Raw genomic sequence first — 15,669 nt, 5'->3', positions numbered from 1 at the left:
GTCCGCGCCATTGCATTGGACCTAAGCCCCACGAATCGCACATTTGGCCGGTGGCGGTTGAGTAGGGTCAAGAAAAAGCGGATGGCGGGGCGGAAAATTCTTCGCAAGAGGTCGCCTTCCCGGCGATCGAATGCGAAAGGATTTTCGCCATGTCCATCACCGCACCCGGCCCGGCGCCCGCAAAGGTGCAGGCCGAAAAGCTGCCCGAACATCATTTTCCCTGGCGCGCCCTGCTTCCCGTTGCGGTGACGATCCTGCTGGCGGTCTTTCCCGCCCCGGGCGGATTGCCGCAGCACGCGTGGTATTTCTTCGCCATCTTCGCCGGCGTGATCGTCGGCCTGATGGTCGAGCCGCTTCCCGGCGGCGCCATCGGCTTGATCGGCGTGACGCTCGTGGCGGTACTCGCGCCATACGTGCTGTTCTCGCCGGCCGAGCTCGCCAAGCCCGGGTTCAAGTCGGTGAGCGCCGCGCTCTCGTGGGCGCTCTCGGGCTTTTCCAACGGCACCGTGTGGCTCATCTTCGGCGCGTTCATGTTCGCGCTCGGCTACGAGAAGACCGGCCTGGGCCGCCGCATCGCGCTGATGCTCGTGAAGGCGATGGGCAGGCGCACCCTCACGCTGGGCTACGCCGTCACGATCGCCGACACGCTGCTGGCCCCCTTTACGCCATCCAACACGGCGAGGAGCGGCGGCACGATCTATCCGGTGATCCGAAACCTTCCGGCCCTCTACGACTCGAAGCCCAACGATCCGTCCTCGCGCAAGATCGGCTCCTACCTCATGTGGGTCGCCATCGCGGCCACCTGCGTCACGAGTTCGATGTTCCTCACCGCGCTCGCCCCGAACCTGCTGGCGCTCGAGCTCGTGAAGAAGACGGCCAACATCGAGATCTCGTGGGCGCAGTGGTTCATGGCGATCGCGCCGGTGGGGATTCTCCTGCTTGTACTCATCCCCCTCGTCACCTACTGGATCTACCCGCCCGAAGTGAAGGAGGGCGAGGAGGTGCCGCGCTGGGCCGGCGAGGAGCTCAAGCGCCTGGGGTCCGTAAACGGGCGCGAATTGACGCTCTTGGCCCTCGTGCTGGTCGCGTTGTCGCTGTGGATCTTCGGCGGCAAGGTGATCGACGCGACGGTCGTGGCGCTGGTGGTCGTCTCGCTCATGCTCGTGACCGGCGTGGTCACGTGGGAAGACATCACCGCCAACAAGGCGGCATGGAACACCCTGGCCTGGTTCGCGACGCTCGTTGCGCTCGCCGGCGGGCTGAGCAAGGTCGGCTTCGTGAAGTGGTTCGCCGACGGCGTGGCCTCCAGCATGGTCGGCTTCACGCCCTTCACCGCGATGGTGGTTCTCGTGCTGGTGTTCTTCTTCACGCACTACCTGTTCGCCAGCATCACCGCGCATGTGACGGCGCTGCTGCCCGTGATGCTCGCGGTCGGCACCACGATCCCCGGCCTCGACATGGCGCAGTTCTCATTGCTGCTTTGCCTCACGCTGGGCATCATGGGAATGCTCACCCCGTACGCCACCGGCCCGAGCCCGGTGTACTACGGATCGGGTTACCTCCCCGCCAGGGACTACTGGATCCTCGGCGCGGTCTTCGGCGTCATCTTCATCGCGGCGTTCCTGGTTCTCGGCCTGCCGTGGATGGCGATGATCCGGTAGCGGGAAAGGGCGCAACTGGCGCCTCGGCTGGACACTCGGGACGGGCGGCCTTCGGGCCGCCCGCCTTTTTTGCGGCCACGGGTCTTGCGCGTTCGCAAATGGTGCAACGCGTCACGCGGAGTGATATGATGCAAATAGGAATGAATCTCAAGAACTAGGCCCATGACCACTCGTACGCCGCTGTCGCAGCTCACCCCCGGGCAATCGGGGGTCATTGCCGCCGTCGACGGCCCTGAAGGACTGCGCCAGCGTCTGGCCGCTCTGGGCTTCAGGGCGGGTCGGGCCATCGTCCTGATGCGGCGCGCAAGCCTCAAGGGCCCGCTTCACGTGCGCCTCGGGACGACAGACGTGGCGTTGCGGCCGGCCGAGGCAGGCGGCGTATCGCTGCGTGCCGTGGTGCCGCTGGCGCCTTGACGCAGGTCGCGCGATCCGCCCAATGAATCCCGCGGTGCGGCCGGTCCCATGAAGCGAGTGGCGCTGCTTGGCATGCCCAACACGGGCAAGTCCACGCTCTTCAACCGCCTGACGGGATCGCATGCGCGAGTGGGCAACTGGCCCGGCGTCACGGTCGATCTGGCCACGGCCCGCGTTCTCGTGGGTGGCCACATGGTCGAGCTCGTGGACCTGCCGGGCCTATACGACCTGCACGGCTTCTCCGACGACGAGCTCGTCGCGCGCCATTTCCTCGAGGCGGCGCGCGTCGATGCGATCGTCGTCGTGCTCAATTCCTCGCAGGTGGACCGGCAACTCGCGCTCGCGCTCCAGGTGAAGGCGCTGGCGATATCCACCATTGTCCTCCTCAACATGGCCGACGAGGCGAAGCGCTTCGGCATCGAGATCGACGTGGATCGGCTCTCGGCGGGACTGGGCCTGCCGGTCGCCGCGCTGTCGGCGCGCTTCGGGTCGGGCGTGCCCGAGGCCATGGCGAAGCTCGCTCATCTGCTCGATGTGGCCGAGCCCCCCCGCGAAGCGGCGGTGCGCGCCGCACTCGCGGAAGATCATCGGCGCGAGGAGCAGATCGAGTCACTCCTGCGCGCATCGGTGGTGGTCCCGGAGCGATTGTCGGAGCAGGCTTCGGACCGCATCGACCGTGTCGTGCTGCATCCGTGGCTGGGCCTGCCGCTCTTTTTCCTCGCGATGCTCGCCGTGTTCCAGGCCGTCTTCTGGCTGGGCTCGCCGTTGCAGCAAGGCGTGGCGGCCGTGTTCGAGTTCGTGCGCGTCAACGCGCTGGAACCCCTGCTTGCTTTTCTGCCGGACCTGGCGCGAGGGCTGATTCTCGACGGCGTCTGGGCCGGCGTGGGCACGGTGGCCGCATTCGTGCCGCTGATCGTGGTCTTCTTCTTCTTCCTGGCCGCGGTCGAGGACAGCGGCTACCTCTCGCGCGCCGCGTTCCTTACCGACGCGATGATGGCACGGCTTGGGCTGGACGGCCGGGCGTTCGTGATGCTGCTCATGGGGTTCGGCTGCAACGTGCCGGCGATCATGGGCACGCGCGTGATGCGCGACCGCCCCATGCGGCTGCTGTCGATGCTCACCATCCCGATGTCGCTCTGCTCGGCGCGGCTGCAGGTGTTCGTGTTTCTCGCGGCGGCGATCTTTTCGCCCGCGCGCGCTCCGTGGGTCCTGTTCGGGCTCTACATCGTCAGTTTCTGCGCCGTCATCGTGACAGCGCTCCTGTTCCGGCGCCGCTTCGCGAGCCGGGAGCCCTTCGTGATCGAGCTGCCCCCCTACCGGATGCCCACCGTGCGGCAGGTGTGGCTGCGCGGGTGGGTCGAGGTGAAGCATTTCCTGAGGCGCGCCACCAATTTCATCTTCTTCGGCGTGATCGCTGTCTGGCTGCTTACCCACCTGCCCGCCGGCGCTGCGCCCGCGGGGCCCGACACGATCGCGGGGTGGATCGGTGCGGCGACGCAGCCCGTGCTGGGGCCGCTGGGCATCGACGAGAAGCTGGCGGTGGCGCTCATCTTCGGATTCGTCGCGAAGGAAGTGGTGATCGGCGCCTTCGCCGTGATCTACGGTCTCGAAGGCAACGCCCTGGCCGCCGAATTCGCCCGGTCGATGGACTGGGTGTCGGCGACGAGCTTCATGCTTTTCACGCTCATCTACACGCCGTGCCTGTCCACCGTGGCCACGCTGCGCTCGGAATCGAAGAGCCTAGCCTTCACGACGCTCGCGGTCGCCTGGCCGCTGGCGCTTGCCTGGGCGGCGAGCTTCGTCTTCTACCAGGGGATGCGCGCGCTCGGCTTATGAACACCGAACGGGGACATGTTCGCGAACACGTCCCCGAATGCCGCTTCGCGGTGAACTATTTCTTCGCGGGCTTCACGACAGGATTGCCGCCCTTCACCCAATCCTCGAACTTCATGTCCACGGACACGGCGTTGGTGAACCCGAGGTCCTGCAGGGACTTGGTCGCCAGCGCGCATCGCCCGCCCGTGGCGCAGTAGAGTGTCAGGCGCTTGTTCATGTCCACCGCATTGGGGAAGCCGACCTGCTTCCAGATCCGGAATTCGATGAGGCCACGGGGAATGTTGATCGCGCCGGGCACGTAGCCGTCGTTCCACTCGTCCTCCTCGCGCACGTCAACGATGAGCCCGAGTTCCTTCCTGTCGAGCGCCGCGCGGAATTCTTCCAGCTTGATCGTCTTGATCTGCTTCTTCGTGTCGGCGACGTACTTGCCGACCAGGGGCGGATAGCTCGGGGCCGGTGCAGGGACTTGCGCGAGGGACAGGGTGGGCAACAGCAGCCCGGAGGAAACGAGGAGGGTGGCGAGCAGGGTTCTGCGATTGGCTTGCATGGTGTTGTCTCCGCTTGGTGAATGAATCCAGTCCGGCGGACGGCACCTTGATTCCGCGCTCCGGCATCAACCCGAAGGACGAGCGCCGCGTCACCGTGAATATCATCATCAGCTTATCGATGCGCGCGCGCCGGCGGTTGACGCGAGTCAACGGGCCCTCGGCCGTGCATGGGACGAAAGTCGTATGCAGGGCACGCGGCCCCGCTGCTACGCGCTGACCGGATGGATCGCGGCAACTGGCTCGGGCGCGAGCAGCATGCCATCGCGAAGCCCGCGCACCGTGGCGAACGCGAGGACGAGGGCCGCCAGCGAAGTGACGGCGAGCGCCAGCCCAGCTTCCCAGTCCCATGACGACGGCGAACCAGCGGGGAGCGAGGAACTTGAAGGGGGTGGCATGGGCGTTCATTCATCGATGAAAAGCCACGGTTGCCCGAAAACCCCGCCTTGGGGGTTGACCGCCGATGCAGGAATTGAACACCATGGGACTCGACGCGGCACGCGAGAACGGAGATCGATGGATACGCGGCAAGTGGTGCTGTTCCATCCCGCGGAGGCGGCGACCGGCATCCGTGCTCTGGTGGATCTGGATCCGGCGCTCGTGCTGGCGTTCGGGGCGCTGCCCTATTTCGAGACCCCGGATGTCTTCGAGGAAATGCGCCGGCAGTTTCCCGGCGCAGTGATTGCCGGTTGCTCCACGGCGGGGGAAATCGGAGGCTGCCAGGTTCATGACGGTGCCTGCGTCGTGACGGCGATTGCGTTCGACCACGCCTCGGCTCGCGCGGGAGCGACTCGCCTTCGATCCATGGCCGACTCGTTCGATGCCGGCGTAAGACTGGGTGGCACGCTTCCGCGAGAGGAACTGCGCGCGGTCCTGGTGTTCGGCACGGGCGTGCGGATCAACGGCAGCGCGCTCGTACGCGGGCTGCAATCGGCCCTTCCTCGGGAAGCCAGGCTCTCCGGCGGGCTCGCGGCCGATGCAGGCGCCTTCAAGCGCACCTGGACGATGGGGCCCGCGGGTTGCGCCGACGACCAGATCGTCGCCGTCGGCTTGTATGGCAATGGCCTGCGGCTCGCCTACGGATCGTTTGCAGGCTGGGTGGCATTCGGGCCCGCCCGCAAGGTGACGCGTTGTGCGGACAATGTGCTTTACGAGCTCGACGGTGAACGCGCCCTCGACGTGTACAAGCGCTACCTGGGCGAGCACGCCGCGCGCCTGCCGGCCTCCGGCCTGCTCTTTCCCTTCGAGATGCTGACCGCGCACCAGGAAAAGCGGGGCATCTTCCGCACGATCCTGGGCGTGGACGAGGCGGACGGTTCACTTACGCTCGCCGGCGACATCGACCCGACCGGCTACCTGAAGCTCATGCATTCCAATACCGAGCGGCTGATCGATGGCGCAGAAACGGCCGCGCGAACCGTGCTGGAAGCCGCGGGCGGCGCGCCCGAAAAGGGGCTCGCCCTGCTGGTGAGCTGTGTCGGGCGAAAGCTCGTCATGGGCGCCCGGGTGGACGAGGAGGTCGAGGCGGTCGCCGCGTTGCTCGGCAATGGCACGACGGTGGCCGGGTTCTACTCGAACGGGGAGATCGCGAGCGCCGGGTTCACCGGGGAGTGCCGCCTGCACAACCAGACGATGACCATTACCTGGCTTGGCGAGGCCTGACGTGAACCGGGCGCTCGCGCGGCAGATCCGGAAGCTGGCCGGCGTGGGCACGGTCGAGGCGCTCGAGCGTGCGCTTGCCGAGGCCGTCGCTGCAGCCCCGGGCCTGCCTGCCTCCCCGGAGCTGAAGGCGCTTCTGGCAGGGCTGGAGGGTCTCCTGGGGCGGGTCGATGCGACCTACGACCAATACGACCGCGATCTGGACCTGCGCACCCGTAGCCTCGAACTGACTTCCGAGGAACTGATCGGGGCGAACGAGCGCCTGAGAGCGGACCTCGCAACGCGCAATCGCGTGCTCGAGGCCCTGCGCGACGCGGCGGCGACGCTGCTGCGCGCGGGCGACGAGAACGTGTCGGTCCCCGATCCGGGCGACGTCGAGGGGTTGTCGGCACTGGTGCCGGTGCTCGTCCGGCAACAGGAAGCAAATCGTGCCGCGCTCGCCGAGAGCGAGCGCAAGTTCAGCGATCTCTACCAGAACACGCCGGTGATGCTGCACGCGAGCGACGAGTCGGATGTGCTGAGCAGCGTGAACGATTACTGGCTTTCGCAACTGGGCTACGAGCGCGGCGAGGTCGTCGGCAGGAAGATGACGGAGTTCATGACGCAGGAGTCGCGCCGGCATGCGCAGGAGGAGGTCCTGCCGGCTTTTCGCCGCACGGGCTTCTGCAAGGACGTCGCCCTCCGGTTGGTGAAAAAGGACGGCGCTGTCCTCGACGTGCTGGTGACCGCCTATTCGGAGAGGGACGATGACGGCGTGGTCATCCGCTCGCTGGCGGCGATGGTGGACGTCACCGAACGCGGGAAGGCGCAGCAACTGCAGGCGGCGCTGCACGGGATATCGGACGCCGCCCATTCGGCCTCCGACCTTCAGGAGGTGCTTCTGCGCATCCACGGGATCATCGGCGAGCTGCTGCCGGCCAGGAATTTCTTCGTGGCGCTGTACGACGAAGCGAGCCGTTTCGTGAGCTTTCCGTATTTCATCGACGAGCACGATTCCGTGCCGGCGCCGCGCATGCTGGGCGAGGGGGGCCTCACCGAGGAGGTGCTGCGCACGGGCGAAGCGCTGCTCCTGACCCCGCAGACGATGGAGTCCAGGATCAGCCAGGGCGAGACCATCTTCGGCACCGATTCCATCGACTGGCTCGGCGTTCCGCTCAAGACCAAGGACCGGACGATCGGCGTCCTTGCTGTCCAGAGCTACGCGGGATCGGTCCGCTATGCGGACGGCGACAAGGCACTGCTCCAGTTCGTTTCCGACCAGGTGGCCTCGGCCATCGAGCGCAAGCGGGCCGAGACCGCCCTGAAGGAAAGCGAGGAGCGCCTGCAGCGGGCGCTGGAGGCCTCGCGGCTCGCCCTCTGGGACTATGACATTGCGGGCGGCGCCGTGTACCTCTCCGAGGCGTGGTCGGAGTTCCTGGGCGGCGCCAGGGAGCCCACAGTGACCCGCCTGGAGACGCTGGCCTTGATGGTGCCCCCGGAAGACCAGCCTGTCATCTGGGCGGCGGTGGTGCCCGCCCTCAGGGGCGAACAGCCCCAGTACCAGGTGGAACACCGGGTCATCAGGCCGGACGGCGGGACGATCTGGGTCCTGAGCCAGGGGCGAGTCATCGAGCGCGGGGAGGATGGCCGAGCGCGGCGAGCGGTAGGAACGAACCGCGACATCACGGCGCACAAGCGCAGGGAGGAAGACCTGCAGCTCGCCGCGCTCGTGTACCGGCACAGCAGCGAGGCCATGATGGTGAGCGATTCCGACAATCGCATCATCGCCATCAACCCCGCCTTCACGGCACTGACGGGGTATGCCGCCGACGAGGTGATCGGGAAGAACCCCCGGCTGCTGAGCTCGGGCCGCCAGGGCCCGGAGTTCTATCGCACGATGTGGGAATCGCTCAGGACGGCGGGCCAATGGCAGGGGGAGGTCTGGAACCGGCACAAGAACGGCCAGATGTTTGCCGAAGCGCTCGCCATCAACACGATCCGCCACGCCGACGGCTCCATCCACCGCTATGTGGCGCTCTTCTCCGACATCACGGACAAGAAGGAAGCACAGTCCCTCATTTGGCACCAGGCCAACTTCGACGCATTGACCCACCTGCCCAACCGCCGCATGTTCCGCGACCGGCTGGAGCAGGACCTGAAGAAATGCCGGCGCGATGGATCCGGGCTGGCGATCCTTTTCATCGACCTGGACCGTTTCAAGGAGGTGAACGATACCCTCGGCCACGACAAGGGGGACACCCTCCTCATCGAGGCCGCGCGGCGCATCCGCGAGTGCGTGCGGGAGTCCGACATGGTGGCCCGTCTCGGAGGCGACGAATTCACGGTCGCCCTTTCGAGCCTGGAGGACGCGAGCCACGTCCAGTACATCGCGCAGAAAGTCATCGATTCCCTCGCCGCGGCATTCATCCTCGGTCCGGAAAAGGTATTCGTCTCCGCGAGCATCGGCATCACGCTGTTTCCCGGCGATGCCACCGAGATCGAGGATCTCTTCAAGCATGCGGACCAGGCCCTCTACGCGGCCAAGGCCGCCGGGCGCAACCGGTTCAGCTACTTCACGGCGCAATTGCAGGTGGCTGCGCTGGCCCGGATGCACATGACCAACGACATGCGCGGCGCCCTCGCGGCAGGCCAGTTCAGCCTGTATTTCCAGCCGGTCGTGGAACTGGCCACGGGCCGCATCCGAAAGGCCGAAGCCCTGATCCGATGGCGCCATCCGCAGCACGGGCTGATCAGCCCCGCCCGGTTCATCCCCCTGGCCGAGGCAAGCGGCCTGATCGTCGATATCGGCGCCTGGGTGTTCCGGGAGGCGGCGCGCTGGGTCAGGCGGTGGAGGGAGGCCGGCCATCGAGAGTTCCAGGTGAGCATCAACCAGTCGCCCCGGGAGTTCCAGCGCGAGGGAAACATCTACGCCGGCTGGATGGAGCACCTCGAGGAGGCGGGACTCCCCGGGCAGTGCATCGCGGTGGAGATCACCGAGGGACTCCTGCTCGATGCGAGCCCGGAGGTGAAGGCGAAGCTCTTCGAGCTGCGCGATGCCGGCATCGAGGTGGCGCTCGACGATTTCGGTGTCGGCTACTCGTCCCTTTCCTACCTCAAGAACCTGCACATCGACTACCTGAAGATCGACCAGTCCTTCACGGCCAACCTCGCCCCCGGGTCCAGCGACATGGCGCTGTCGGAAGCCATCATCGTGATGGCGCACAAGCTGGGGCTCAAGGTGATCGCGGAGGGCGTTGAGACGGCCGCGCAACGCGACCTGCTTCTTGCCGCGGGATGCGACTATGCGCAGGGATACCTGTTCGCGGAGCCGATGGCGGCGGAGGCGTTCGAGGCTTTCCTTGCCGGAAAGCGCGATGAGCGCCCGCCGGAGCCTCGACCCGGCAGGACCTCGCCGGATGATCCGCACGACCCGCCCCGACAGGATGCCGGGCGCGGAGCCGAATGACCTTCAGGAAGAAACCCTGCCATCATGAGCCTGCCCCCGTACGTCGCGCCCGACCCCGAGGTCGTCATGAATTTCATGACGCCCGTCTCGTGGGGGATTTCCGATGTTCCCCGTTTCATGAGCCTCATGAAGGAAGCCGGCAAGCTGGTGGAAGGTGGCATCTATTTCGGCGACAACCTGTTCACCTGGTGCCGGAACAATTCGATGTTCGACGACCCCGCCTTCAGGAAGGCGTGGGAAGACAACATCAGGAACGAGTCGGATCGCGCCATCGGGTGGCGCCGGTACATCCTCGCGACGATGGCGCATCACGCCGTGCAATGCGAAGGTGACTTCGTCGAGTGCGGCGTCTATCAGGGCAGCGGCGTGAAGACCGTCGTTGACTACCTGGGCGGCACGGCGTTTCCCCGGCTTTTCTGGGCGTACGACACGTACGACTACAACCCGGTCGAAGGGCATGCGTTCGAGGGGCAGGCCCCCGGCTTCCACGAGCAGGTTCAACAACGCTTCAAGGGTTACGACCAGGTCAAGCTCGTGAAGGGGCATATCCCCGACGTATTCGCCGAGCATTGCCCGGACAGGGTCGCGTTCCTGCATATCGACCTGAACAACGCTGCGGCGGAAATGGCGACGCTGGAGCACCTGTTCGAGCGGGTGGTCCCGGGCGGCGTGATCGTTTTTGACGACTATGAGTGGGCCGGCAGCTATCGTCCGCAGAAACTGGCCGAGGATCCGTGGCTGGATGCCCGGGGTTACAGGGCTGTCCCGCTGCCGACGGGGCAGGCCTTCGTCATCAAGCGCTGAACACGCCGCCGGTTGAATCCTCGCGAGGGCTGCCGGGGCTCGCGCAGATTCCCGCGATTGCCGAAAAAAAGGACCAACCGGATAGCCGGTTGGTCCTCGGTATTGGTGGAGGCGGCGGGAATCGAACCCGCGTCCAAATGCCCATCCACAAACAGTTCTACATGCGTAGCTGGTTGTTCTGCTTTAGCGAGTCGGCCGCGAACCAGCTCCCGGCGCTTCCCACGAGCCACCTATTGGTTTAGGTCTTCACCAAGTGACGCGATGAATTCCGATTCCATGTTTATGACTCCGCTGCCGGTGAACTGGCCCAACCCATGGAAAAACTGGTGCGGAGCTGGCCGGTATTAAGCGGCCAGGGCGTATGTTCGTCGTTCGCAGTTAAATTTGCGATTCCAGCGGATTTACGAGGAGTTGGCCCTCGGCATGCCCTGCCTGCTTCATTGCACCTGTCGAAACCAAGTCGCCCCCGGAAATCGGGGTCTGCTCGCGCAAATTCTACGCGCTTGCCCTCTTCGGGGCCACTTCACCACCGCATAGGAGGCGGCTGCCCTGGGATCAAGCCCGCTCAGGCACGCAGCAGGTCGAGGCTGGGCATGCCGACGCGTGAAGAGTCCGCTCGCGTCCGCGCCCCACCAGCGCTCGACGACGGTCGTCCAGAGGCGCCGGGTGTCGATCACCGGTTCCGGTCCGCCGACCTGGAACACGTCAACCATCGGCGGCGCTTCGCCCAGCAGGCCGCCCTTCACGCGGCCGCCGAGGGCGAAATGCGTCGTGCCCCAGCCGTGGTGGGTGCCCAGCGTGTCGTTCTCGCGGGGGCTGCGGCCGAATTCGTCGTAGGTCAGCACCAGGGTCTCGTCCCAGCGCCCGATCTCGACGAGGCCGCTCCTCAGCGCGGCAAGCCCGGCCGCCAGGCGCGAGAGCGCATCGGCATGCCACCTGGGCTGTTCCCAGTGCGTATCGATGGAATGGTGCTTGTCGCCGTCGCGGCCGTTGAGCGCGATGTGGATCACCGGCACTTCGCGATCGACCGCAGCGAGTTCGACAGCCGCGCGGGCGGCGTTTCCGAACTGGTCGGTCGGGAACACGGTCTTCAGGTTCGATGCCGCGAGCGTATCGCCGCCGCGGGCAAGCCGGGCCCGGGCCGGCGGATTGGCATCGATCACGCAGTCGGACACGCGGCGCTTCTCGAGGAGTTCCGTCGGATAGTGGATCTGGATCACCCGGTGCTTGCCACCGCGGAACGGGCCGGTCGGATCGGATCCGCGGATGTCGAGGAGGTCGAAGGCGACCGCGTCGGCCAGCGCATCGGGGTGGGCTGCGACGCGGTCCAGCGCGCGAGGCCCAGCCCTCCAGCGGAAATTCGCCGTCATCGGCGCCCGTGAAGGCGATTTCGCTGTCGCGAAAATGCTGCTGCGTGATGTCAGGCATGCCGATCCCCTGCAGGAGAGCAAGCTCCTTGCGCTCCCAGATCGGCATTAGCGGCGAGAAGGACGGATGGAAGCCCTGTTTGTCGGTCACCTTGAGCACTGCGTCGCGAGCGACGGCGAGATTCGGCCGCATGCGGTAATAGCGCGGGTCCGTGTAGGGGACCCATGTGTTGTAGCCGTCGTTGCCGCCGTGGAGATAGACGAGCACCAGGAGCCTGGATGACGAGGCGGCGCGCGCGGATCGCGGCAAGGCGAGCGCAAGGGGCGCTGCGGCCAGCGTTTCGAGGAATCGGCGTCGTTGCATGGTCGGTCTCGCTCAGTTCCCTGCGATTACAGGCCGGCCCACCGGGCGATCTGCGCGGGCGAGTTCACCACGCCGTCCGCTCCCCAGCGCGCGGGCTCGGGGCCGTCTCCCAGGTAGCCGTATCCGGCAGCGACGACGGGCATGCCGGCCGCGCGGGCTGCCTGCACGTCGCGCTCGTCATCGCCCACAGAGAATCGTCCGTGGTTGCAGCGCCAGCGCCATCGCGGCATGGATGAGCGGGTCCGGAAAGGGCTTGGCGCGCTCGCAGGTGTCGCCCCGACGAGGACGGCCGCTCGCGACGCGAGCCCGAGGCCGTCGATCACCGACCTGGCGAGGCGCTCGAACTTGTTGGTGACCACACCCCACGCCACGCCATGGCCTTCGAGGCGTTCGAGCAGCTCGTCCATTTCCGGGAAAAGGCGGGTGTCCACGCACAGGTTGTCCTCATAGAGGGCGAGGAACTCCTCGCGCAGCGCAGCGAAGCCCGCATCCTCGGGCCGCACGCCGAACGCGGCGCCGATCATTCCGCGAGCGCCTTGCGAGACGTAGGGCCGCACCAATTCGAGCGCAACGGGATCGAGGCGGCGTGCCTCGCGCATGGCGTTCACGGTTCGCACCATGTCGGGTGCGGTGTCGGCCAGCGTGCCATCGAGGTCGAACAGGACGGCGCGGATCGCGTTGGCCATGCTATGGGCCTGCCCGTTCCGGGGTCACGCCGCTGCGCCGTGCAGCGAGGAAGTAGTTCACCCGGGCGTCGGTCCCGAGGGCGAAAACCTTGGCGAGGGGGTTGTAGGTCATTCCCGTGATGTCGGCCATCTCGAGCGCGGCGGCGCGGCAATGGGCCGCGAGCTCCGAGGGCGTGATGAATTTCGCGTACTCGTGCGTGCCCCGCGGAAGCAGTCGCAGCACATACTCGGCGCCGACGATCGCGAAGAGGAAGGACTTCGCATTGCGGTTGATCGTGGAAAAGACGACCCATCCGCCGGGCTTCGCGAGCGTTGCGCAGGCGCGTACCGTGCTCGCGGGATCGGGCACGTGCTCCAGCATCTCCATGCAGGTCACCACGTCGTAGCTCCCAGCCTCCGCAAGGGCGGCGTCCTCGGCTGACACGAGCCGGTAGTCCAGCTCCACGCCGCTCTCCAGCCGGTGCAGCATCGCCACCTTGAGGGCCTTTTCCCCCAGATCGATGCCCGTGACCCGCGCGCCCGCGGCGGCCATCGACTCGGCCAGGATGCCGCCGCCGCACCCCACGTCGACGACGCGCTTGCCGACAAGACCGCCGACCAGCCGATCGATATGCGCAAGACGCAGGGGATTCAGGCGGTGCAGGGGCCCGAACATCTCGCTCTCAGTGTCCCACCAGCGATGGGCGAGGGCGCCGAACTTGGCCAGTTCGGCCGCGTCCACGTTGCCTGCGGCGTTTCCCGCGTATCGGTACTCATGCGGTGCTCCGTATTCGTTGCTGCCACCAGGCGGCCTTGGCGCGGATCTCGTCGTGGTCCAGGCCCGACAGACGGCGATCGGCGAGTCGTGCTTCCCCGGCCACCCAGACGTGGGTCACGTGCTCGCGCCCGGCCGCGTAGACGAGATTGGAGACGGGATCGAAACAAAGGGAGCGTCTCGGGCGAGGAAAGTTCCACGGCCGCGAGGTCCGCCAGTTTGCCGGGCACGATCGAGCCGATCCGGGCGTCCTGCCCGAGGGCACGGGCGCCGTCGAGCGTGGCCATGCGCAGCGCCTCGTGCGCGCCCACGGTCCTGGCATCGCCGCTGGCCACTTTAGCCAGGAGCGCGGCCGTGCGCATCTCGCCGAGGATATCCAGCCGGTTGTTGCTGGCCGCCCCGTCCGTACCCAGTCCCACGGTGATGCCCTGGCACGGCAGGCCGTCACCGGCGCGATGCCGCTCGCGAGCTTCAGGTTCGACGACGGGCAGTGGGCGATGGATGCGCCTTCGCGGGCGAGCAGGTCGATCTCGGCCTCCTCGAGGTGGACGGCGTGAACGGCGATGAGCCGCGGGCCGACGAGCCCCAGGCGCCGCAGGCGTTCGATGGGACGCACCCGTAATGCGCCACGCCTTGCCCGATTTCGTCCGTCGTCTCGTGCAGGTGCGTGTGGACGGGCGCGTCGATTTCCTCGGCCAGCGTGGCGATCCTCGCGAGCGTCTCGTCGCTCACGGTGTAGGGCGCGTGCGGAGCGAGGCAAAAGGAGAGGAGATCCTCGCCGCGATAGGAATCGCGCGTCGCCAGCCCCTTGTGCAGGTAGCTGGCCGCGTCCGTTGCGTAGGCGCTCGGGAATTCCACCGCGATCACGCCGAGGCTTGCGCGGATGCCGGCGCGCAGGGCCGCCCGCGCCGTCGCCTCGGGGAAGAAGTACATGTCGTTGAAGCAGGTGATGCCGCCGCGCAGCATCTCGGCGGCCGCAAGCAGGCTTCCGTCGTGCACGAACTCGTCGCCTACGTGCTTCGCTTCCGCGGGCCAGACGTGGTCCTTGAGCCAGTTCATCAGCGGCAGGTCGTCCGCGAGGCCCCGCAGCAGCGCCATCGCCGCGTGTCCGTGCAGGTTCACGAGCCCCGGGATGAGGAGGTGCTGGTCCAGGCGCACCTCGGACTTCGCCGAATAGGTGTCGGCCACCCGGGCCGTGGGAACGAGGGACTCGATCCGCCCGTCCCGGATGACGACCGTATGGTCGGCCAGGAGCGCGCCCGGTGGCTCGACCGGGGCGATCCAGGCGGCATGTATCAGGGTATCGGCTTCTCGCATGGGGTCGCAGTAACAAAAAACCCCGCCGAGGCGGGGTTTTCTGCCGGGTCAGCGGAGGGCTTACTTCTTGACGCCCTTGAACTCGATGTCCACGCGACGGTTCTTCTGGCGGCCTTCCTTCGTCTTGTTGGTCGCCACAGGCTGCGATTCGCCCTTGCCGAGGGTGGTGATCTTCGAGGCCGGGATGCCCTTGGAAACCAGGTACCCCTTCACGGCCGCGGCGCGGCGCTCGGAGAGCTTCTGGTTGTAGGCGTCCGTGCCGACGTTATCCGTGTGGCCGGTCGCGATGACCATTTCGACGTCCACGCCGGCGAGCTTGGCGAGTGCTTCATCGATGCTCTTCTTGCCATCCGGACGGACGACCGACTTGTCGAAGTCGAACAGCGCGTCAGCCTGGATCACGATGGTCTGCTTGACCGAGGCGGGGGCCGGCTTGCCGGCGGGCGAGGTCGGCGAGGACGGCTTGGCGGGCGCGCTGGGCTTGGCCGGATCGGCAGGCTTGGGCGCGTCTTTCTTGGGCATGCAATCCGGATGCGAGACGCCGGACGACAGGACGCAGGCGCCAGACGAATCGCGAATGGGGAGGCCCTGCGAGTCAGTTGCGTTCGGGACGTTGTTGGCGAGCGCGGAGCCGGAAACGAAAGCCGCGGCGGCGATCGACCCGGTCAGCAGCTTCCCAATGGAGGAAATCTTCATATTGGAACTCCCAAGAGATTTGAATGATTTTTTGATGCCAGGCTCTTTTTTAGGCTCGCGCCTGAAACGACTCGCACAATCATACACAAAGCCCCCTCCGTTCCACAACCAAGCGTGGGGT

General features: G+C 66.6%; 11 protein-coding genes, 1 other RNA gene and 2 pseudogenes. 6 read left to right on the top strand and 8 right to left on the bottom strand.

Translation table 11 applies throughout. The features are described from left to right. Positions 1-149 precede the first annotated feature (149 nt). The 3 genes from IPP91_04290 to feoB all read left to right on the top strand — a co-directional run bounded on the left by IPP91_04290 (position 150) and on the right by feoB (position 3,911). Entirely contained in the window at positions 150-1,661 is a 1,512-nt protein-coding gene (locus IPP91_04290; protein MBL0141286.1) for an anion permease, read from the top strand. Positions 1,662-1,823: 162 nt separating this feature from the next. Continuing rightward, positions 1,824-2,075, top strand: a complete 252-nt coding sequence (locus tag IPP91_04285) for a ferrous iron transport protein A (GenBank protein ID MBL0141285.1) — start codon at positions 1,824-1,826, stop codon at positions 2,073-2,075. 48 nt (positions 2,076-2,123) lie between these two features. Continuing rightward, positions 2,124-3,911: a ferrous iron transport protein B gene (feoB, locus tag IPP91_04280; GenBank protein ID MBL0141284.1), complete on the top strand. Its 1,788-nt coding sequence runs from the start codon at positions 2,124-2,126 to the stop codon at positions 3,909-3,911. Positions 3,912-3,966: 55 nt separating this feature from the next. Here feoB and IPP91_04275 read toward each other — a convergent pair whose 3' ends face one another. Together IPP91_04275 and IPP91_04270 are read right to left on the bottom strand one after the other, a co-directional pair. After that, on the bottom strand, positions 3,967-4,458 hold the full coding sequence (locus IPP91_04275) for a sulfurtransferase (GenBank protein ID MBL0141283.1): 492 nt from the start codon (positions 4,456-4,458) through the stop codon (positions 3,967-3,969). Positions 4,459-4,665: 207 nt separating this feature from the next. Further along, entirely contained in the window at positions 4,666-4,854 is a 189-nt protein-coding gene (locus tag IPP91_04270) for a hypothetical protein (protein MBL0141282.1), read from the bottom strand. A gap of 118 nt (positions 4,855-4,972) precedes the next feature. On the opposite strand from IPP91_04270, the gene IPP91_04265 reads away from it, so the two are divergent. Genes IPP91_04265 through IPP91_04255 form a run of 3 tightly spaced genes read left to right on the top strand, consistent with a single transcriptional unit; the run spans position 4,973 to position 10,364 of the window. Beyond that, a complete protein-coding gene (locus tag IPP91_04265; GenBank protein MBL0141281.1) occupies positions 4,973-6,118 on the top strand; it encodes an FIST C-terminal domain-containing protein in 1,146 nt (381 codons plus the stop codon). Position 6,119: 1 nt separating this feature from the next. Then, positions 6,120-9,560 carry an EAL domain-containing protein gene (locus IPP91_04260; GenBank protein MBL0141280.1) on the top strand — a complete coding sequence of 1,147 codons (3,441 nt, stop codon included), beginning with the start codon at positions 6,120-6,122 and terminating at the stop codon, positions 9,558-9,560. Positions 9,561-9,584: 24 nt separating this feature from the next. After that, entirely contained in the window at positions 9,585-10,364 is a 780-nt protein-coding gene (locus IPP91_04255; GenBank protein MBL0141279.1) for a class I SAM-dependent methyltransferase, read from the top strand. Positions 10,365-10,467: 103 nt separating this feature from the next. On the opposite strand, the gene ssrA is transcribed toward IPP91_04255, so the two are convergent. The 6 genes and pseudogenes from ssrA to IPP91_04225 form a co-directional block, all read right to left on the bottom strand. Then, positions 10,468-10,832, bottom strand: a transfer-messenger RNA (tmRNA) gene (ssrA, locus tag IPP91_04250). Then, on the bottom strand, positions 10,802-11,734 hold the full coding sequence (locus tag IPP91_04245; GenBank protein MBL0141278.1) for a DUF1501 domain-containing protein: 933 nt from the start codon (positions 11,732-11,734) through the stop codon (positions 10,802-10,804). The genes ssrA and IPP91_04245 overlap by 31 nt, the downstream gene beginning before the upstream one ends. Positions 11,735-12,121: 387 nt before the next feature. Beyond that, positions 12,122-12,781 (bottom strand): annotated as a pseudogene (locus tag IPP91_04240) (HAD-IA family hydrolase). A gap of 1 nt (position 12,782) precedes the next feature. After that, the gene (gene ubiG / locus IPP91_04235) at positions 12,783-13,616 is read right to left on the bottom strand and encodes a bifunctional 2-polyprenyl-6-hydroxyphenol methylase/3-demethylubiquinol 3-O-methyltransferase UbiG (protein MBL0141277.1); all 834 of its coding nucleotides are present in this window, start codon (positions 13,614-13,616) and stop codon (positions 12,783-12,785) included. Next, a pseudogene (locus IPP91_04230) lies at positions 13,534-14,852 on the bottom strand (TRZ/ATZ family hydrolase). The gene ubiG and the pseudogene IPP91_04230 overlap by 83 nt, the downstream one beginning before the upstream one ends. Before the next feature lie 60 nt (positions 14,853-14,912). Continuing rightward, on the bottom strand, positions 14,913-15,548 hold the full coding sequence (locus IPP91_04225; GenBank protein MBL0141276.1) for an OmpA family protein: 636 nt from the start codon (positions 15,546-15,548) through the stop codon (positions 14,913-14,915). Positions 15,549-15,669: the final 121 nt, after the last annotated feature.

It is taken from the genome of Betaproteobacteria bacterium (assembly GCA_016720855.1).
Lineage (GTDB): Bacteria > Pseudomonadota > Gammaproteobacteria > Burkholderiales > Usitatibacteraceae > FEB-7.
This window is presented reverse-complemented; position numbering and strand designations above follow the sequence as displayed.